The sequence below is a fragment of the Halobellus captivus genome (assembly GCF_003697845.1).
Classification (GTDB): Archaea; Halobacteriota; Halobacteria; order Halobacteriales; family Haloferacaceae; genus Halorubrum; species Halorubrum glutamatedens.
In genome coordinates, this window is the sequence record NZ_RDQE01000004.1 from 52841 (window position 1) to 71764 (window position 18924).

The window sequence follows — 18924 nt, forward strand, 5'->3', positions numbered from 1 at the left end:
GCGAGGGATCGGTGTGAGCGCAGACCGGATCCTGTTGACGAACGACGACGGCATCGACGCCGTCGGCCTGCGAGCCGTTCACGACGCGCTCGCCGACGAGTACGACGTCGTGACGGTGGCACCGACCGACGACCGCTCGTCCGTCGGCCGGACGCTGTCGGACGACGTGACGGTCTCGGACCACGAGCTCGGCTACGCGGTCGACGGCACGCCGGTCGACTGCGTCGTCGCGGGATTGGACGAGCTCGTCCCCGACGCCGACCTGGTCCTCGCCGGCTGTAACGAGGGCGCGAACCTCGGATCGTACGTCCTCGGACGTTCAGGGACGGTCTCGGCGGCCGTCGAGGCCGCGTTCTTCGGCGTTCCCGCGGTGGCGGTCTCCATGTACGTTCCCGGCGGCGACGACTGGTGGAAGACCGACCTGGAGCCCGCCCAGTTCGAACACGCCGCCCGCGCGACGCGATACCTCGTCGACAACGCGTTCGAGGCGGGAGTCTTCGAGGAGATCGACTATCTGAACGTGAACGCGCCGATCGCCGCCGGCGACTCCGCTCCCATGCGGGTGACGCATCCTTCGGACTGGTACGGCATGACCGCCGAACACGACGGAAACGGCGGCGTCACCTTCGACGATCCGATCTGGGGTCGAATGACCGAGACGGACGTTCCCGACCCGGTCGGCACCGACCGGCGAGCCGTGGTCGACGGCGAGGTGTCGGTCTCGCCGCTCACGGTTCCGCACGGCGTCGCGTCGAACGGCGCGCTCGACGGGCTCGCGGAGCGGTACGGGGACCAGTGACCCGGGAGGGTAACTCCGGATCGAGCGTCGCTCGCCGCGGTTTCGAGCGTCACTCGTCGCCGATCGTTACTCGCCGCCGTTGCTGACGGTCACCTGCGCCTCGCTGATGACGCGGTCGCCCATCTCGTAGCCGGGCTCGTACACCTCGTGGACGGTACCGCCGGGCTGGTCGCTGTCGACCCGGAGCATGACCTGGTGACGCGCGGGGTCCACCTCCTCGCCCGGCTCCGGCTCGATCGGCTCGACGCCCTCGTCGGCGAGCACCTCGTCGAACTTCTCGAGCGTCGACTCCACGCCGGGACGAATGTCGCTGCCCGCCTCCTGTTCGAGCGCCCGCTTGAGGTCGTTTCGAACCGGCGCGATCCGTTCGACGAGCGATTCGGACGCCCGCTCGCGGATCTCCTCCTGCTTGCGTTTGGCCCGTTGCTTGTAGTTGCTGAAGTCGGCGCGGACGCGCGCGAGCTTGCTCGTCAACTCGTCGACCTCCTCGCGGCGCTCGTCGAGTTCCGACTCGAGGTCGGCCACCTCCTCGGCGAGCGCCTCGTCGTGCTCGGCGACGCGATCGGCGAGCGCGTGCTCGTCCGAGTCGGCGTCCCCCGTGCCCCCGTCGCCGTTTCGGGCGGCCGCATCCGCGTCGGCCGCGTCGTCGGCGACTTCGGCGTCCTCGGCGGTCGCGTCGGGTTCCCTCGTCGATCCGACCTCGACGGCGTCGTCGTCGCTCATGTTCGATCGAAGGCCGTGGGCGTGTATAAGCGTTGTAGAACGCGATCGGAGGAGCGTTCGTGTGTCACGGATCGACCGATCGTGCCCGCCCGCGCTCGTAGACGATCTGCCGGGTTACTTATCCCGCCACGGCGTATCGCCGTCGATGACCGCACCGAACCGGAACACGCTGTGGGCGCGGGCGATCGTGGGCGAGCTCGTCGCCGCGGGCGTGGACGCCGTCGTCGTCTCGCCCGGCAGTCGCTCGACGCCGCTGACGATGGCCGCCGCGCGCCACGAGGACCTCCACCTGTTCTCCCAGCTCGACGAGCGCTCGGCCGCCTACTTCGCGCTCGGACGTGCCCGTCGGACCGGCCGCGTGACGCCGCTGATCTGTACCTCCGGCACCGCCGCCGCCAACTACCACCCCGCGGTGATGGAGGCGGACAACGCCCGGGTGCCGCTGCTCGCGCTCACCGCGGACCGCCCGCCAGAACTCCGCGACTCCGGGGCCAACCAGACCGCCGACCAGGAGAAGCTGTACGGCGACGCGGTCCGTCTCTACAAGGACCTGCCGGAGCCGGCGGCGGCCGACCGCGCGCTCCGATCGCTCCGGACGACGGTCGATCGCGCGGTGGCGGCCGCGGAAGGCGCGGACGCCGGCCCCGTCCACCTCAACGTCCCGTTCGCGAAGCCGCTCGAACCGACGCCGGTCGAGGGGGACGTGCCCGACGGCCTCGACCCGAGCGCGACGAACGGTCGGGACGGCCCCTACGTCGACGTGACGCCCGGCTCGCCGGAGCCCGAGGAGACGGCGCTTCGCGAACTCGCGAAGGCACTCTCCGCGGACCGCGGGCTGATCGTCGCCGGCCCCGCCGATCCGCCGGGACTCGATCCCGAGGCGGTGACGGCGCTCTCACACGCCACCGGCTACCCCGTGCTCGCCGACCCGCTCTCGGGGCTCCGGTTCGGCGGTCACACCCGGGTCGCGCCCGTGATCGGCGCGTACGACGCGTACCTCTCGACGGCGGTCGCGGGCGCCGGATCGGCCGACGGGTCGGCCGACGACTGGACCGACCCCGAGGTCGTCCTCCGGCTCGGCGCGTCGCCCACCTCGAAGCGTCTGCGGAAGTACCTCGCCGGGACCGGCGCGGACCAGTACGCGGTCGATCCCGCCGGGCGGTGGCGCGAGGCGGAGTTCGCCGCGACCGACCTCGTCGTCGCCGAACCGAATCGGCTCTGTGCCCGGCTCTCCCGGCTCGTCTCCGGCGGCGGGGGCGACCCCGAGTGGCGCGAGCAGTGGGAGACGGCCGACCGGGTCACCCGCGAGCACCATCGCGGCGATCGGGACGTCGGCGGGAGCAGTGCCGGACAAACCGGATTCCACGAGGGCGACGTGCTCCGCGTCGTCGCCGAGGAGTCCCCGGACCCGTCGACGCTCTTCGTCTCCAACTCGATGCCCGTCCGCGACCTCGACCGGTTCGTCCCGCCGTCGACGACGAACCTCACGGCCCTCGGTAACCGCGGCGTCTCCGGGATCGACGGTATCATCTCCAGCGCCCTCGGCGCGGGCTCGGCCACGACCGACGACCTCACGCTCGTCGTCGGCGACCTCGCGCTGTATCACGACACGAACGGCCTGCTCGCGATCGACCGGTGTGGCGTCGATGTCACGGTCGTGCTCGTCAACAACGACGGCGGCGGTATCTTCCACGCGCTCCCGATCGAGTCGTTCGACCCGCCCTTCACGAGCGAGTTCAAGACCCCGCACGGGCTCGCCTTCGAGCCGGTCGCCGACCTCCACGGGCTCGAGTACGCCCGGATCGACGCGCGGCCGGCATCCGAGACGACGGATCCGGCGGACGCGCTCGCGGAGGCCTACGGACGCGCCCGCGACGCGGACGGCTCACACCTGATCGAGGTGCGGACCGACGCCGAGTCGAGCCACCGGACCCGCGAGCGATTGGCGGCGACGGTCGAGCGCGCGGTTCACGGGGAGCGCGTACGATCCGCGGACGACTGACGAGTCGTCGCCGTCCGCCCGGTGCGAACGTTATTAGTCGCCGACCCGCCTACTCCGACCGTGCAGGTCGTCGGATACGAGACGGGTGCCAGCGGTGACGGGGACGACGGGGAGGCGACCGGGAGCGACGCGGTCGGCGGCGGTCCTGCCCCGGTCGGCGGCGGGTTCTACGTCGCCGACGGCGGCGAGGTCGAGTACGTCGCGGCCGACCCCGGCAGCGAGCTCTCCTTCGGGCTCGGCGACCGGCGGTGTGCCGGGACGGTCCACGAGGGGAGCCACGTCGCCTGCGACGCCGACGCCGCGCCCTACTGCGAGGCCCACTCGGACGTCTGGGTGTGCGCCCGTTGTACGGGGACGTGTCTCAAGGACGAGATGGACTGCCACGAGGAGCACGCGATGTACCTCGCGGCGTTCGCACCGGACACGTTCAAGGTGGGCGTCACCCGGCTGTGGCGGCTCGGGACGCGGCTCCGCGAGCAGGGGGCCGACCGTGCGGCTCACGTCCGAACGTTTCCCGACGGCCGGGTCGCCCGCGAGGTCGAGGCCGAACTCGCGAGCGGCGGGGGGCTCGTCGACCGCGTTCGGGTGCCGACGAAGGTCGACGGGTTCGGGCGGGAGGTGGACGCCGGGGCGTGGGAGGAACTGGTCGACCGCTTCGAGCCGATCGAGCGGTTCGACTTCGACTACGGGCTCGACCTGACCGACCGGCCGGTCGCGGAGACGATGGCGGCCGGGACGGTTCGGGGCTGGAAGGGACGGGTACTGGTGCTCGACCGGAACGGGTCGACGTACGCGGTCGACGCCCGCGAGCTGGTCGGCCACGAACTGACCGAGGAGGTGCCCGACCGCGACCTGCAGTCGAGCCTGGGAGCGTTCGGCGGGTAGGTGAGCAGGTGTGGCAGGGGTGTGGTACGGTCCGAATCTCGAACGTCGCTCCGGCCGGCACCGCGCCTCATTCCTCCCCAGCCTCGGCGGACGCGCCGGCGCGGGCACGGCCGCGCCGGCCCGCCACCTCCCTCGCGGGCTCCTCGCGCCCCGTCGGGGCGCTCGGAGGCGCGCCGACCGTGCGAGATGCGCTCGAAGCGGGCACCTTGGCGAGCGAGCGACGACATCGAGAGCGACGACGTGACCGTCACGTCCCGATCCCGTTGACGGTTATGAACCGCCGGACGGCAAGGTACGCGACGGCGGCGAGGGCGGCGTAGACGACGACCGTCAGCGTCGTCGCCGGGTCGGCGCTGTCGATCGCGAGCCGCGCGACCGCGTTCGTCGGGCCGCCCGCCACCGCGGTCGCGCCGCCGAAGAGCACGAGGACGGCGACCGAGTAGAGGAACTGCGCGGCCCGACGGTCGGGCGCGGCGGCCGCGATCGCCGCGGCGACCCCGACGACCAGCGTCGTCAGCGCGGTCATCAACGCGAGGATCGTCGGGACGTTGGCGACGGGCGTTCCGTTGAGTTCGAGCAGTACCAGCCAGAGCAGGGCCTGTCCGGGCGCGATCGCGACCGCCGCGAGCGCCTTGCCGTCGACGATCTCGCCGATCGTCACGGGCGCGACCCGCAGGAGCTCGAGCGTCCCCCGATCGACCTCCTCCGTTATCGAGTCGACGACGAGCGACCCCGAGATGAACACGGGCAGGAACACCAACACCGGGATCAACACCGTGTACGTGAACGTGAAGTACGGGCTGGTGCCGGTCGAGTCGGGCAGGGGAAGCGGGGACCGGGTCAGCGAGTCTGCACGCTCGACGCGCTCGGTTCGCTCGTAGGCCCGGAGGAGATTCCGTAGCTGGACGACGATCACCGTGGTCTCGACGGTGGCGTCGGGCGCGGTCACAGCCACCGATATCCCGCCCCCGTCGTCGCGCGTCGCCATCGCGACGGCGTCGGCGGCGTTGCGGTCGAAGGCGGCCCGGGCCGCGGACGGGTCCTCGTAGCGCGTCACCGACGCGCCGGGCACCTCCGCGGCCGCACGTTCGAGCCCCTCGACCGCGTCGCCGGCGGCCGCCACCTCGATCTCCGCGCCGTCGAGCGCGCCGGGGTCGTACATCGAGACGAGCCCGACGACGAGAAAGGAGGAGAACGCCGCGATGAACAGCTGGATCGCGATCGCGAGCAGGATCGTCTTCTCCGCGCGGAGCCCCGCGATCTCCCGCCGTGCCACGGTGAGTCGGCTACCCATGGAGGCTCACCACCCCGAAGTTGTACGCGGCGTGAAGCAGCGTCGCGGCCGCGAGCGCGAGGACGTACTTCGTCCGATCCCGGCTCGCGCCGACCGCCGACAGCGACGCGGTGACCCCGTGGAGCGCGAGCGGTGCGAGGAAGAGCCCGACGAGGACGGGCGGCGGGAGGTCGGAGAGGCCGGCGACGGAGCCGAAGGCGGCCCGGCCGACGTACAGCTCCGTGAGCCCGACCGCCTGGACGACGGCGGTCGCCTTCTCCGCGAGGAAGAAGCCGGTCCCGGAGGCGAGCCCGACGGCGACGGCGACCCGGTCGGTCCGGGCGAACACGCCCCGCTCGAACCCGGCGTAGAGGTGGACGCTCTTGGCGACCTCCTCGACGAACGCGATGACGACGAGCAGGACGGGGATCGAGACGGTGACGGGCAGCGCGAAGAGGACCGCGACCGCGAGCAGCTCCGCGACGAAGACGAAGGGGATCGTACACGCGGCCAGGAACGCGACCGCGACGAGCCCCCGAACCCGCCCCGGGATCCGGGCCGCGATCCCCGTCGGCGGCGACTCGCGGACGCCATCGCCGACCGCCGAGAGCCGGACCGCGAGGGCGTCGAGGAACTTGCGGGTCACCGGCTTCTGGGTGAACAGGTCCTCCTCGCGGTACACGCCGAGCCCGAGCCCGAAGCAGAGAGCCGCGGTGGCCGCGGTCGGTCCCGTCGCGAACAGGAACTCGCCGACGGACACCGACTCGTTCTGGAGGTCGAAGACGACGAGCGTGAGCGGCGAGATCAACGCGACGGGCGTCACGTTCGTGAATATCGCCGGGACGAACGCGTAGGAGGTGAGGAGGACGCTCACCGCGACCGTGACGAAGGTGAGCTCCTTGAACGACCGCGCGAACACCGCGCCGACGAAGGTGGCGCCGAGGAACGTCGCCGCGATGGGCAACACCGCGAGCACGGAGATCGCTCCGCCGCCGACGACGAGCGCGATCAGGGAGGTGACCGCGACCGCGACCGCGACGTACGGGAGCGTCTTGCCCGCGACGATCTCCGTCGGCGACAGCGGCGTGACGAGGAGCGGCTCGCCCCGCCGGTTGGTCCGCTCGTCGAGGACCGAGGAGCCGTACGCCTGCGTGAGGAAGTTCATCGGCACGAGGAACGCGAACGCCAACACGAGCGACGCGAACGGGAAGGGCGGCGTGATCGACCCGGGAGACCCGGTCAAGTCCGCGCCGAACGCGCCGCCGCCGATCGAGGGGACGGCGAGTCCGCCCGACCCGTCATCGGTGCCGAAGGGCCACCAGCCGTCGTTGCCATCGTCGTCGGTGTTACCGCCGCTGTCACCGCTGTCAGCGTTGCCATCGCCGGCGACGTCACCGCCGCCGTCATCCCCATCACTCCCGCCATCACCGGATCCGCTTCCGTCCACGGTATCGGCGTCCGAGGAACCACCGCCGCCGTCATCGCCTCCGTCGGATCCGGTGTCGTCGGTTCCGCCGCCGTCTCCACCGTCGTCAGTCCCCGAGGTCCCGCCGAACGCTTCCCCGTCGTCGAGCGTCGAGCCGCGGCTCACGTACCGGAGCGTGACGGTCACCGGGAAGGCCGCGGTCCCGTTCGGCTCCGCCGCCATCAGCCGCTCGTTGTGGGCCTCGACCGCCTCCTCGAACGACGCGGCGGCCGCCTCCCCCTTCCGTGTGTCGACCGCGCGAACGACCACGCCGACCGGTTCGCTCCCGCCGTCGGCTCGGACCTCCCGAACGAGTAGGTCCGCCGTCGATCCGAGCGTCGCCTCCTCGGCCGGCACGGCGGTCAGGGCGGGTTCGGCCTCGACCGCGTCCGCGTACGGCGAGCCCGGATCGACGCCCACCCGATAGACGTCCCGGTCCACGTCGAGTCCGACGGCACCGGTGGCCGCGCCCACGCCGAGGACGCCGCCCGCGACGACCAGGAGCGCGAGCGCGGTCAGAAGCGTGCGTCGGTCGACGCCGCCCGTCGCCCGCGATGCCTCCCACCTGGCGACCCGAAGAACGCGTCGGGATCGACGGGTGACCTCCCGGGCCCGACGGCTCGTACGGTCGATCACTCGGCTCCCTCGCTCGTCGCCGTCTCCGCCCGTTTCTCACGGTCTCCGTCGCGATTCCAGCCTTCGGACGTGTCTCCGTCCGCGTCGGGACCGGACCCGCCTCCCCGCCGACGCCCCGGCATCGGTCGCCCCACGAGGTCGAGGAACACGTCCTCGAGGCTCGGTTCCCGGGTGCGGATGTCGACGACGGTTCCGCCGGCGTCGGACGCCGCCGTCCGCACCCGATCGACCGCGTCCATCGACGGGACGACCGTGCGGTAGCGGTCGCCGACCTCCTCGGCGGTTCCGATGTCGGCTGCCTCGGCGTCACCGACGTCGATTTCGGCTTCGTTCGCGCCGGCCTCCGGTTCCACGTCGGTGTACACGTGGTACGTCGTCTCGCCGTGTCGCTCGCGGATCTCGTCGACGGTGCCGCGGGCGACGATCCGTCCCTCGTTCATGATGACGACGCGGTCACAGACCGATTCGACGTGATACAGGTTGTGCGCGGAGAACACGACGGTCTTGCCCGCCGCCCGCAACTCGCGAGTGAACTCCAGGACGGAGTTCGTCGTCACCGGGTCGAGCCCGGAGGCGGGCTCGTCGTACACCAACACGTCGGGGTCGTTCACCAGCGAGCGCGCGATGGCGACCTTCCGTTTCATCCCCTTCGAGACGTCCCCGAGCCGGCGGTCGCGGTGGTCGAGGTCCAGTCGGTCGAGCGCTCGATCGATCCGCTCGTCGGCGACGGATCGAGGGACTTCGTAGAGGTCGGCGAAGAAGCGGAGGTAGGAGGTCGCCGTCATCTCCTCGTACAGCGGCGACTCCTCGGGGAGAAAGCCGAGGTGGTGCCGCATCGCCGGCTCGGTGGAGTCGTATCCCGCGACGCGCGCCTCGCCGGCGGTGGGCTCGATCAGCCCAGCGAGGGTCTTCAGCGTCGTCGTCTTGCCCGCGCCGTTCGGACCCACGATCCCGAACACCTCGCCCTCCTCGACCGCGAAGGTGCTGTCGACGACGGCCGAGAAGTCGCCGTACGTCTTCTCGAGGCCCGCGACCTCTATCATGGGCTCGGGTCCGGCGGGGGCCGGGTTAAACCCACGCCCGCGGGTATCAACCGCGAGAACGTCCCGGCAGCTCTCCGACCGGGTACTGCTCTCGGTCGTCCGATCAGTCGTCCGCCCAGGCGTCGCCGTGTGCCCGGTAGCCGTCGAACTCGCCGCGGTCGATCTCCCGTTCGATCTCGCGTTTCGTCTCGCGGTCCAACTCTAGGAGGTGACACAGCGGGTGACCCGGTGCGGCGACCGGGTTCTCGAGCGCGCCGAGGATCAGTCCGTCGAAGGGCGCGCGAACGACGCGCTCCTCGGTCTTGAAGTGGTTCGTCACGGTACAGATCGGGTCGTCCTCGTGGACGAGCGGGTACGGCCCCCACTCCATGTCGACGAGACCGCCCGTGTCCGCCCGGATCCAGCGTTTGGTGGTGTCGGCGGCCGTCGACTCGTACCACCCCGGCCAGTGGACCGGCTCGTTCGGGAGCACGCCGTACTCGGCGAGCACGCTCTCGACGCCCTCCAGCGCCTTCTCGATCAGGACCGGCTGGAACCGGTGGGCGCGTCCCATCTCGACGGTGACGGTCGGGATGCCGTCCGCGGTCGCGACCGACCGGAGCGACCCCGCGTCGCCCGTGCCGTAGAGGACCACGTTGGTCGCGAACGCGCGGGCGAGTCGCTCGACGCCCGGGTCCTCGAGGTCGGCGCGGGCGTGATAGATCGTCGTTCGATTCCGGGTCGACGTGTGGAAATCGAGCCCGAGGTCACACGGGGCGACGAACCGGCGGTAGATCTCGTTGGCCATCCGTTCCGTCGTGTTCGATCCCGCCCGGCCGGGGAACGACCGGTTCATGTCCTGGTCGTAGATCGGCGTGTATCGCTGTTGGGCCTCGAACGCGGGGACGTTACACGCGTGGAGACAGACCAGCGTTCCGTGAAGCTCGCTCGGGTCGTACCGGTCGGCGACCTCCTGAACGACCTTGACGCCGTTGAGCTCGTCGCCGTGGATCCCGGCGCTGAAGAAGACGTTCGGGCCGCCCCCTTCCCCGTTGATCACGGTGATCGGCACCCGGATCGGGTCGCCGAGGTAGCTCTCGCCGACCTCGTAGCGAACGTGTCGTTTCTCCCCGGGCGCGACCTCGGCGTCGTAGCGGAACGGCTCCGGTTCGCGAGACGGTTCGCTCATGCGGGCCCGTCACGCGACGGCGGTAAAACCCCTCGGCCGATGACTGCTCGGGCGAGCGATCGGCGGTACCCTTACGGTACCCCTTCGAGAACGGATGCCGTATGACCGAGGGAGACGGGAAATCCGGGGGTTCCGGGGTCGACCGCGATCCCGTGACCGAGGACGACCCCGTGGCCGATCCCGCGGTCGCTCCCGACCCCGCAGCGGGTCCCGAGACTGATGACGTTCCCGAGACCGATGGCGATCCCGCGGCAGACATCGACCCCGCAGTCGCCGCCACCGCCCGCGAGGAGCTGCGGACGACGTTCACCTACCAGGTCGAGCGGCTCCGCGAGATCGACACCAAGGCCATCGAGATCCTCAAGGCCAACCTCGTGCTCATCGGGATCGTCGTCACCGGCGGCTCGATCGTCGTCCAGACCGAGTTCGACCTCGGCGGGTTCCTCAACCCATTCACGCTGGCCGGCGGGGTCCTCCTCCTCGTCTCCACGGGACTGGCGGCAGTCACGTACACCGCCTCGGACCTCCGCGGCGGGTTGGACATCGCCGACGTCGACGCCGTGATCGCGGCCGAAGGGGCGGGTCCCGGTGGCGACACGAGCGACCGCGACCCCGGATTCGACGAGCGACTGCTCCGCAGCTACGCCGAGTGGATCGACTACAACGCCCGAGTGACCGCGGTCAACGACCTGCTCGCGACGGTGACCGTCCTCCTGGTCTTCCTCGCTTTCGTCTACGTCGTCGCCGGCGTCGCGGTCGGGGCGGCCGGGCTCTCGGCGGCGGCATCGTGGCTCTCGTTCGCCGCCCTGACGGTCGTCGGCGGCTGGTTCACCTGGCTAGCCGCGCACATGGGCCACCTCGGTCCGGAGACGAGACATTCGGCGGCGTCCTTCGAGGGCGTCCAGCTCTCGAAGGGAGCCGACCGGACGGAGGCGTGGACGTCGCTCCGGGCGATGCTCGGAAGCGCACCGTCGGCGGAATCGTCGCCGGTGGAGACATCCGTGGTGGAGTCACCTGGATCGAGCGACGAAAACGAAGGTGAGGAGGGCGGAGGCGGGGAGAACGGAGGAGAGAGCGGAGGCGGGAAGGACGGCGCGGAGAGCGGAGACGCGGAACGCCGCGAGAGGTAGCTACTCCTCCTCTTCCTCCGCTTCGACCGGTCCTCGACCTCGCTCCCAGACGGCCCTCGCCGAGGTGTCGTTCGGGGCGGTGTGTGAGACGTCCTTCATCGTGTCGCGGTCGGCGTCAGTCATCGTGGGACCGGATAGCGCGAATCCACGTATTAACGCTTCGGCGGGGTAGATAACGAGACCTAATATTGTATAAGGTTCCGTGCGGTGGCTCAGTTTCCGTAGCCTCGTTCGAAGGGGTCGATCTCCTCGGAGCCGGGTTCCTCCTCGTCTCGGGTGAACCCGGGGCCGCCGGTCGCGAGTTCGAAGACGAGTCCGTCGGGGTCGCTGAAGTAGATGCTCTTGAAGTAGGTCCGGTCCTTCACCTCGCTCACGTTGACGTCCTGCTCGCGGAGGTGTGACTGCCACTCGCGGAGGGTCTCCTCGTCTTCGACGCCGAACGCGAAGTGGTGACTCGCGCCGGGACCGGGATTGCCCCTGGAGTCGGGATACTCGAAGTACGTGACGTTCGTGCCGGGTTCTCCCTCCGGCGTCGGCGAGAAGTAGTAGTGGGGCGTCCCCGGATCGTCGTAGTTCTGGGTCCGCTTGACCGTGTGCCAGCCGAGGACGTCCTCGTAGAACGCGACGGTCTCGTCCATGTCGGTACAGATGTTCGTCACGTGGTGTAGTCCGGTGGTCGGTGGCGCGTCTCCCATAGCCGAACGTGAACGTCCACGGTGAAAGGCGTTGGCAGGAAGGTATCGGATCCGCGAACCAAGGGACGATCGATCGGATCGAAGCGAACTGACCTGGAACGGTTCGAGTCGAGCGGACCTAGAAGAAGCCGATCTCGAGCGCGTACGGCCACGCGGTCCCGCCGACGGCGAGCAGCGCGAGCGACGCGCCGGCACCGTAGAGGTTCTTCAGGAAACCCGTCATCTCGTTCTGGCGTTCCTCGGGGTCGTCCACCGACCAGAAGTCGTGCATCGTCACGGCGGAAACGAGGAGGAAGACGGCGAGGCCGCCGGCGGCGACGACGGGATACACCCCGGTCGCGATGCCGAGCCCGCCGAGCACTAACAGGAGCCCGGAGGCGATCACCGAGAAGCGCGGGGCCGGCAGGCCCTTGAACTCGGCGTAGCCGGCCATCGCGTCGACGTCCATGAAGTGGTTGAGGCCCATGAACGCGAGGGTCGCGCCGAACAGCAGACGACCGAGCAGGAACAGTTCGCCGGCGAACGGCGTGTCGATCTGGAGCGGTAGCGTCGTGATTTCAGCTATCATCGTGTAACTACGTGTACGAACGTAACCTATATATCGCTTCCCGGACAATTGGGTTAGTAGGTAACACCGATGTCATCACAGGACCTCGCGGGGGCTGACCCCACGTCGGCGGCGGAGCACGAGGACGAGACGATCGACACGCCCTGCCCGATCGTCGACTCGATCGAGCAGATCGGCTCGCAGTGGCGGCTCGTCGTCCTCTACGAGCTAGGGAACGGCGAGCGGCGGTTCAACGAACTCAAACGCGAGACCGACGCGAACGCCCGTACCCTCTCGCGAGTGCTCGACGACCTCCAGGAGTCCGGGTTCGTCGACCGCCGGATGGAGGAGGACGCGCCCGTCGCGACCTACTACAGTCTCACCGACAAGGGCGAGTCGCTCGCGCCCGTCTTCGAGGAGATCGACGAGTGGGCCCACGAGTGGCTCGCCGAGTGTAACGCGTAGTCCCTCCCCGATCCACCGCGTCCCCACCCTGTCCCCATCGCGTCTCCACCCAGTCCGATCCCCTTATATTCCTATTAACACCTCTCGCATCATCCGAGTGACTATACGAAGTCTTGAAGTAGGGTTTCCATTTATACAGAGATAAGATGGCGAAGTCCAACAAGTTCACCGTCGTTTCCGAGCAGAACGATCACGATCACGCCGCAGTACGTGCACATCCACGCAACGAGACGTACCACATCGTCGACTACGCCGACGGGACCGCCCGCGACCGCGTCGCCGACCTCCCGGCCGGCTCCGTCGTCCGGATGGAACTCTCGCGTGCGGGCCGCCGGAGCAACGTCTGGTGTGCCGAGTCGGTTCACGTCGCGGAGACCGACGGCGGCGTCGACGCCGAGAAACTCGAGAGCTGAACGGTCGAGAACGGGCCGACATCGGTCGGTCAGATCCGGTCACTGACCGCCGACGTTCCTCCTTTCCGGCTTCGCCGGACCCGCGGTCGAGATCCGTTTCTCGACGCGTTTCCGCGGCGAGTCCCTATTCGTCGGGTGTGAGTCGGGGATTCGTCACGGCGCCGATCGACGCCGAGGAGAAATCGCGGCCGTACTTCGCGAGCACCCCGCCCTCGTAGGGAGGCTCCGGGGCCTCCCAGCCCTCCGCGCGCGCTTCGAGCTCCTCCTCGGAGAGGTCGACCGTCAGGTCGCGGTTCGGGATGTCGACCGTGACCCGGTCGCCGTCCTCGAGGAAACCGATCGGGCCGCCGACCGCCGCCTCCGGGGCGACGTGGCCGATCATCGGGCCGCGCGTCGCGCCCGAGAATCGACCGTCGGTGAGCAGCGCCACGTCCTCCTCGTGGCCCGCGCCGACGACGGCGGCGGTCACGCCGAGCATCTCGCGCATGCCGGGGCCGCCCGTCGGCCCCTCGTTCCGGATGACGATGACGTCGCCGGACTCGATCTCGCCGGACTGGACGTACTCCATGGCGTCCTCCTCGTTCTCGAAGATCCGCGCCGGTCCCTCGTGGTAGAAGGCGTCGTCGCCGGTCACCTTGAGGACTGCGCCGTCGGGCGCGAGGTTCCCGTCCAGGATCTTGATCGCGCCCTCCGCCTCCTTGGGGTCGTCGACGGAGTAGAGGAAGTCGGCCTCGATCTCGTCGTCGTCGGGGAGTTCGCCGTCCTCCTCGAGCGCTTCGAGTTCCTCCTCGACCGTGCGGCCGGTCACGGTCATCGCGTCGCCGTGGATCAGGTCGGCCTCCAGCAGGCGACGGATCACGACCGGGACGCCGCCGATCTCGTGGAGGTCGTTCATCACGCGCGAGCCGCCGGGCTGGAGGTCCGCGATCTTCGGCGTCCGCTTCGAGATCTCGTCGAAGTCCTCGATCGAGAGGTCGACGTCGGCCTCCGCGGCGAGCGCGAGCAGGTGGAGGACCGCGTTCGTCGACCCGCCCATCGCGGTCTGGATCGCGATGGCGTTCTCGAAGGACTTCCGCGAGAGGATATCGGAGGGGCGGCGGTCGTTCTCGATGCAGTCCATGACGAGCTCGCCGGCCTCCGCGGCCACCTCGTAGCGCTCCTCGTCCTCGGCGGGCGGGGAGGCGGACCCGAGCGGCGCGAGCCCGAGCGCCTCCGAGATCGACGCCATCGTGTTGGCGGTGAACATCCCGCCGCACGAGCCCGCGCCGGGGCAGGCGTGTCGCTCGAGGTCGTCGAGCTCCTCGCCGCTCATGTCGCCCTCGGCGTACGCGCCGACGCCCTCGAACACCTGGACGATCGTCACGTCGCGACCGTCGTGCTGGCCGGGCATGATCGAGCCGCCGTAGAGGAAGACGCTGGGGAGGTCCGTCCGGATCGCCGCCATCATCATCCCCGGCAGGTTCTTGTCACAGCCCGCGACCGTCACGAGCGCGTCCATCCGCTCGCCGAAGGAGACGAGCTCGACGGAGTCGGCTATCACCTCCCGGGAGATCAGGCTCGCCTTCATTCCCTCCGTCCCCATCGAGATGGCGTCCGAGATGGTGACCGTCCCGAACTCGATGGGCATCCCGCCGGCGGCGTCGATCCCGTCGAGGGCGGCGTCGGCCACGTCGTCGAGGTGGACGTTACACGGCGTGATGTCGGCCGCGGGGTTCGGCACCCCCACGATCGGCGAGGAGAGGTCCTCGTCGTCGAACCCCATCGCGCGGAACATCGACCGATGGGGGGCCCGGTCGGCACCCTCCGTCACGTCCCGGCTCCGGAGGTCCTCGTCCTTCTCGCCCGCGAATCGGTCCGAATCGCCCTCGCGCCCGCGGGAGCGTTCCTCCTCGTCGGGCCGCGGCTGCTGTTCGCTCATGGTTGACCGTGTCGCTCGGGGGTCTTAAACGAACTCACCCGAACAAGTCCGTCCGGAAACGAGTCGTCAGGACCCGCGCCACTTGTGGCCGCACTCGACGCAGGTGAACAGCCGGACCTCGTAGGAGCCGCCCGGCTTCGGCATCATCGCGTAGTAGGCCTGACCGCTGTCGCAGTCGTCCGCCGGACAGGGCTCCTGCATCGTCTCCGTGGAGCCTTGGGTCGCGTCGGCCACGGCGGGTGCCCCGTCGTCCCGCTGTCCGTCCCGGGTCGCCATCGCCGCTTCCGCTTGCGGGTCCCGCGGCTCCTCGTTCTCACAGGAGCGGCACACCCACGTCTCGCCCTCCGTGTGCATCATCGAACCACACTCGTCGCAGAATTGCATGCTACGTGGGAGTACACGGGTGCCGGATAAATGTGTTAACCTCCGACCCGTCGTGGGTCTCGGAACCGGAAAAACATCGAAGACTCGAAGAACCCTTCACGAGTCGCTCCCGTCCGTCTCCGAGCCGCCGGTCTCCAACTCGCCGCCCTCCCGCTCCCATTCGGTCAGGCTCCCCTCGTAAAAGGCGATCTCCGGGTAGTCGAGCGCGCGGAGGACGGTGTAGGTGTGGCTGATCCGGCGCGCGGTGTTACAGTAGAGGACCACGCGATCGTCGGGGTCGATCCCGCGTGCTCCCAACAGCTCCCGCAGCTCCGCCTCCGGCCGAACCGTTCGGGCGTCGGTGTCGACGAGCTCGCGCCAGTCCAGCCGGACCGCGCCGGGGATGTGGCCCTCCTCGTACTCCCACTCCTCGCGGGTGTCGACGATCGTCGCGTCGGGGTCGTCGACCGCGGCAGCCATCGTCTCGCGGTCGATGAGGGGACCGTCGGTCCGGAACTCGGCGGGACACGGGTCGTCGGGGGCGTCGTCGGGCTCCTCGTCGGCTCCGTCCGGCGCGTCGGTCGTCGTCGGTTGCGAGCGGTTCCAGACCGAGTAGTCGCCGTCGAGCAGGTGGAGCCTCGCGGGGTCGTGGCCGTACAGCTCGGCGGTGACGAGGAAGCGCGCCGCGAAGACGCCGTGGGTGTCGTCGTACGCGACGACCTCGTCGTCGGGGGCGATCCCGGCCGACTCGGCGATACCGGCGAAGACGTCCGCGCCGGGTAACATGCCGGCCTCGGCCGCCCCGTGTTCCTCGGCGCGGAACGTGTCGAACGGGACGTTCACTGCCCCGGGGACGTGGCCGATACCCTCGTACTCCCAGGCGTCGCGGACGTCGACCACGGCGACGTTCGGGGCGTCGAGCCGCTCGGCGAGCCAGTCGACGTCAACGATCCGGTCGTTCATGTCTCGTCGTTCGGAGCCGTCGGTTTAACCCCTCCCTTCCGGGCGATCGCTTCCGCGCTCGGGTCCAACGGGAAGATGTTGCCGCGATCGGCGAGGAGCGGCCGAGTGTGCCGTGAGGGTGGGGGATATAGGGGGTCGACCCGTACGGGAAGTCGTAATGAGCGATTCCGATTACGCGAACGACGTGCTCGTCTCGGCCGACTGGGTCGAGGAGCGACTCGACGAGTTCGAGAGCGACGACTCCGACCTCCGACTGGTGGAGGTCGACGTCGACACCGAGGCGTACGACGAGAGCCACGCACCCGGAGCGATCGGCTTCAACTGGGAGACCGACCTCCAGGACCAGACCACTCGTGACATCCTCGAGAAGGAGGACTTCGAGGCGCTGCTCGGCGATCACGGCGTCACCGAGGACTCGACGGTCGTGCTGTACGGCGACAACGCCAACTGGTTCGCGGCGTACACCTATTGGCAGTTCAAGTACTACGGTCACGACGACGTGAAGCTGCTCGACGGCGGCCGCGAGTACTGGCTCGAGAACGACTACCCGACGACCGACGAGGTCCCCGAGTACTCCGCGGTGGAGTACGAGGCGTCCGGTCCGCGCGAGTCCATCCGCGCGTACCGCGAGGACGTGGAGAACGCGATCGACCGCGGGCTTCCGCTCGTGGACGTTCGCTCGCCCGAGGAGTTCAGCGGCGAGGTCCTCGCCCCGCCCGGACTCAACGAGACCGCCCAGCGCGGCGGCCACATCCCCGGCGCGCGGAACGTCTCCTGGTCCGTCGTCACGAACGACGACGGGACGTTCAAGACGGCCGACGAGCTGCAGGAGATCTACGCGGAGTACGACATCGACGGCGACGAGACGACCGTCGCCTACTGCCGGATCGGCGAGCGCTCCTCGGTCGCGTGGTTCGCGCTCCACGAACTGCTCGGGTACGAGGACACCGTCAACTACGACGGCTCCTGGACCGAGTGGGGTAATCTGGTCGGCGCACCGATAGAGAAGGGCGAAGTCGACGACTGAACGAAGTGAAGGAGTCGGTCTCGAAACGTCGAACGGGGAGCGAAGCGACCGCGAATCCGTTCTTTCGACGCCGACCGTCGCATACAACTACCCGGGGACGGTACCGATGTGCATGACTCCAGAGGAGTTCATCGAGGCCGTCCGCGACGACAACGAGACCGCCCTCTCGCGGCTCGGCTCGTCGAAGTCGCTGTTCGCGGACACGGCGGGCGAGATGGAGCCGGAGGCGGTGCTCGCCGCCGCGGCGACCGCCGAACACCACGCGGCCGAGACGTACGAGTCGTGGGCGGAAACGGAGACGGGCGAGGTCGCCGAGGCGTTCGCGGAGACGGCCCGGGAGGAGCGAGGACACTACGAGATCGTCGCCGGCGAACTCGACGACCACGATCCCGGCGAGACGCCGGCGATCCAGTCGTACCTCCGCGGGCTCGACGACGCCGTCGAGCGGCTCGGCGGCTTCGTCGGGCGGACGCTCGCCGCCGAGAAGTCGAAGACGCAGGTGACGGGCTTCTTCGTCGGCAACGCGGACCCGCAGACCGCGGGCCTGTTCCGGTCGATGGGCGACGATCTGGACGCGCAACTGGAGCGGGCGACCGACCTGCTCACGGCCGAGTGTGGCGACGACGAGGCGGCGTGGGAACGCGCCCGAGAAGCCGCAAGCGGCGCGATCGAGGCGGCCTACGAGGAGTACACCGAGCGGCTCGAGTCGATGGGCGTCAACCCGAAGCCGGTCTGCTAGGTTCGGAACGGCGGGAGTCGCACGGTGCGGAGAACGGCTGGCGCGGATCAGCACGCCTTTTTCCGGCGGCCACCGAGGACGTCGCATGGAGACCAGCAGTCGGGGCGACGCGGAACGCGGCGGCTCGGAGCGGGCCGGCGTCGCGCTCTTCGTCGACGGCCCGAACGTGTTGCGCGCGGAGTTCGACGTCGACCTCGACGACGTTCGCGAGGCGGCGGAGGCCGAAGGACGGCTCGTGACGACGCGGCTCTACCTGGACGAACACGCCACGCCCGGGCTGATCCAGGCGGCGGAGGCGCGCGGGTTCGAGGTCGTCGTGACGAGCGGGGACGTGGACGTGAAACTCGCCGTCGACGCCGCCCGGTTCGCCGCGGAGGAGCGGATGGCGACGCTCGCGATCGCCTCGCGCGACACCGACTTCAAGCCGGTGCTCGAGACGGCAAACGGGTACGGCATCCGGACGTTGGCGATCGCACCCGGAGAGTTCGGCCGCTCTGACGCCCTCCGCAACGCCGCCAGCGACTCGGTGACGCTCGACGGGGACGTCCGAGACGAGGTCGACGGTGGGGAAAGCACCGGGTCGAACGGCACGGACGGAGGCGACGAGGGAAACGGGACCCGTGGTGGCGCTGACGACGGAAGCGACCGCCACGAGGACTGACCCGTCGCG

The 18924-nt window shown here is 69.7% G+C and carries 20 protein-coding genes; 9 read left to right on the forward strand and 11 right to left on the reverse strand.

Features of this window, described 5'->3' with window-relative positions:
* The first annotated feature begins 13 nt into the window (after positions 1-13).
* Positions 14-799, forward strand: coding sequence for a 5'/3'-nucleotidase SurE (gene surE, locus EAO78_RS05655; RefSeq protein WP_122104881.1), 786 nt, complete (start codon positions 14-16; stop codon positions 797-799).
* Positions 800-865: 66 nt separating this feature from the next.
* Here the strand turns inward: surE and EAO78_RS05660 are convergent, their stop codons facing one another.
* Positions 866-1522 carry a nucleotide exchange factor GrpE gene (locus EAO78_RS05660; protein WP_122104882.1) on the reverse strand — a complete coding sequence of 219 codons (657 nt, stop codon included), beginning with the start codon at positions 1520-1522 and terminating at the stop codon, positions 866-868.
* Positions 1523-1667: 145 nt separating this feature from the next.
* On the opposite strand from EAO78_RS05660, the gene menD reads away from it, so the two are divergent.
* Both menD and EAO78_RS05670 read left to right on the forward strand, forming a co-directional pair.
* Entirely contained in the window at positions 1668-3524 is a 1857-nt protein-coding gene (gene menD / locus EAO78_RS05665; protein WP_122104883.1) for a 2-succinyl-5-enolpyruvyl-6-hydroxy-3-cyclohexene-1-carboxylic-acid synthase, read from the forward strand.
* 60 nt (positions 3525-3584) lie between these two features.
* The gene (locus tag EAO78_RS05670) at positions 3585-4409 is read left to right on the forward strand and encodes a DUF2797 domain-containing protein (protein WP_122104884.1); all 825 of its coding nucleotides are present in this window, start codon (positions 3585-3587) and stop codon (positions 4407-4409) included.
* A 247-nt stretch (positions 4410-4656) separates the two neighbouring features.
* On the opposite strand, the gene EAO78_RS05675 is transcribed toward EAO78_RS05670, so the two are convergent.
* From EAO78_RS05675 to EAO78_RS05690, 4 genes are all read right to left on the reverse strand, one after another.
* Positions 4657-5703, reverse strand: coding sequence for an ABC transporter permease (locus EAO78_RS05675; RefSeq protein WP_122104885.1), 1047 nt, complete (start codon positions 5701-5703; stop codon positions 4657-4659).
* On the reverse strand, positions 5696-7783 hold the full coding sequence (locus EAO78_RS05680) for an ABC transporter permease (RefSeq protein WP_122104886.1): 2088 nt from the start codon (positions 7781-7783) through the stop codon (positions 5696-5698). Before EAO78_RS05680 ends, EAO78_RS05675 begins: the two co-directional genes overlap by 8 nt.
* Positions 7780-8826: an ABC transporter ATP-binding protein gene (locus EAO78_RS05685; RefSeq protein WP_122104887.1), complete on the reverse strand. Its 1047-nt coding sequence runs from the start codon at positions 8824-8826 to the stop codon at positions 7780-7782. Before EAO78_RS05685 ends, EAO78_RS05680 begins: the two co-directional genes overlap by 4 nt.
* A gap of 103 nt (positions 8827-8929) precedes the next feature.
* Positions 8930-9994, reverse strand: a complete 1065-nt coding sequence (locus EAO78_RS05690) for a succinylglutamate desuccinylase/aspartoacylase family protein (RefSeq protein WP_122104888.1) — start codon at positions 9992-9994, stop codon at positions 8930-8932.
* A gap of 101 nt (positions 9995-10095) precedes the next feature.
* Between EAO78_RS05690 and EAO78_RS05695 the strand changes: the two genes are divergently transcribed.
* Complete coding sequence (locus EAO78_RS05695; protein WP_238987634.1) at positions 10096-11124, forward strand: hypothetical protein; 1029 nt, start codon at positions 10096-10098, stop codon at positions 11122-11124.
* Here the strand turns inward: EAO78_RS05695 and EAO78_RS18590 are convergent, their stop codons facing one another.
* The 3 genes from EAO78_RS18590 to EAO78_RS05705 all read right to left on the reverse strand — a co-directional run bounded on the left by EAO78_RS18590 (position 11125) and on the right by EAO78_RS05705 (position 12387).
* Positions 11125-11247 carry a hypothetical protein gene (locus EAO78_RS18590; RefSeq protein ID WP_275263145.1) on the reverse strand — a complete coding sequence of 41 codons (123 nt, stop codon included), beginning with the start codon at positions 11245-11247 and terminating at the stop codon, positions 11125-11127. It lies immediately after the preceding gene.
* A gap of 89 nt (positions 11248-11336) precedes the next feature.
* On the reverse strand, positions 11337-11819 hold the full coding sequence (locus EAO78_RS05700; protein WP_122104889.1) for a VOC family protein: 483 nt from the start codon (positions 11817-11819) through the stop codon (positions 11337-11339).
* A gap of 118 nt (positions 11820-11937) precedes the next feature.
* Complete coding sequence (locus tag EAO78_RS05705; RefSeq protein ID WP_122104890.1) at positions 11938-12387, reverse strand: DoxX family protein; 450 nt, start codon at positions 12385-12387, stop codon at positions 11938-11940.
* 69 nt (positions 12388-12456) lie between these two features.
* Here EAO78_RS05705 and EAO78_RS05710 point away from each other — a divergent pair, with 69 nt between their 5' ends.
* Together EAO78_RS05710 and EAO78_RS05715 are read left to right on the forward strand one after the other, a co-directional pair.
* Positions 12457-12831: a winged helix-turn-helix transcriptional regulator gene (locus tag EAO78_RS05710; RefSeq protein ID WP_122104891.1), complete on the forward strand. Its 375-nt coding sequence runs from the start codon at positions 12457-12459 to the stop codon at positions 12829-12831.
* A gap of 146 nt (positions 12832-12977) precedes the next feature.
* Positions 12978-13244 carry a hypothetical protein gene (locus EAO78_RS05715; RefSeq protein ID WP_122104892.1) on the forward strand — a complete coding sequence of 89 codons (267 nt, stop codon included), beginning with the start codon at positions 12978-12980 and terminating at the stop codon, positions 13242-13244.
* Between the two features lie 124 nt (positions 13245-13368).
* Here EAO78_RS05715 and ilvD read toward each other — a convergent pair whose 3' ends face one another.
* From ilvD to EAO78_RS05730, 3 genes are all read right to left on the reverse strand, one after another.
* A complete protein-coding gene (gene ilvD, locus EAO78_RS05720; protein WP_122104893.1) occupies positions 13369-15162 on the reverse strand; it encodes a dihydroxy-acid dehydratase in 1794 nt (597 codons plus the stop codon).
* A 66-nt stretch (positions 15163-15228) separates the two neighbouring features.
* Positions 15229-15546 (reverse strand): RPA12/RPB9/RPC11 RNA polymerase family protein, encoded by a 318-nt coding sequence (locus EAO78_RS05725; protein WP_122104894.1) that lies wholly within the window; start codon positions 15544-15546, stop codon positions 15229-15231.
* Positions 15547-15642: 96 nt separating this feature from the next.
* Positions 15643-16488, reverse strand: a complete 846-nt coding sequence (locus EAO78_RS05730; protein WP_122104895.1) for a sulfurtransferase — start codon at positions 16486-16488, stop codon at positions 15643-15645.
* A 157-nt stretch (positions 16489-16645) separates the two neighbouring features.
* On the opposite strand from EAO78_RS05730, the gene EAO78_RS05735 reads away from it, so the two are divergent.
* The 3 genes from EAO78_RS05735 to EAO78_RS05745 all read left to right on the forward strand — a co-directional run bounded on the left by EAO78_RS05735 (position 16646) and on the right by EAO78_RS05745 (position 18915).
* Complete coding sequence (locus EAO78_RS05735) at positions 16646-17515, forward strand: sulfurtransferase (protein ID WP_122104896.1); 870 nt, start codon at positions 16646-16648, stop codon at positions 17513-17515.
* A gap of 112 nt (positions 17516-17627) precedes the next feature.
* Complete coding sequence (locus EAO78_RS05740; RefSeq protein WP_122104897.1) at positions 17628-18254, forward strand: ferritin family protein; 627 nt, start codon at positions 17628-17630, stop codon at positions 18252-18254.
* A gap of 85 nt (positions 18255-18339) precedes the next feature.
* Positions 18340-18915: an NYN domain-containing protein gene (locus EAO78_RS05745; RefSeq protein WP_122104898.1), complete on the forward strand. Its 576-nt coding sequence runs from the start codon at positions 18340-18342 to the stop codon at positions 18913-18915.
* The last annotated feature ends 9 nt before the right edge of the window (positions 18916-18924 follow it).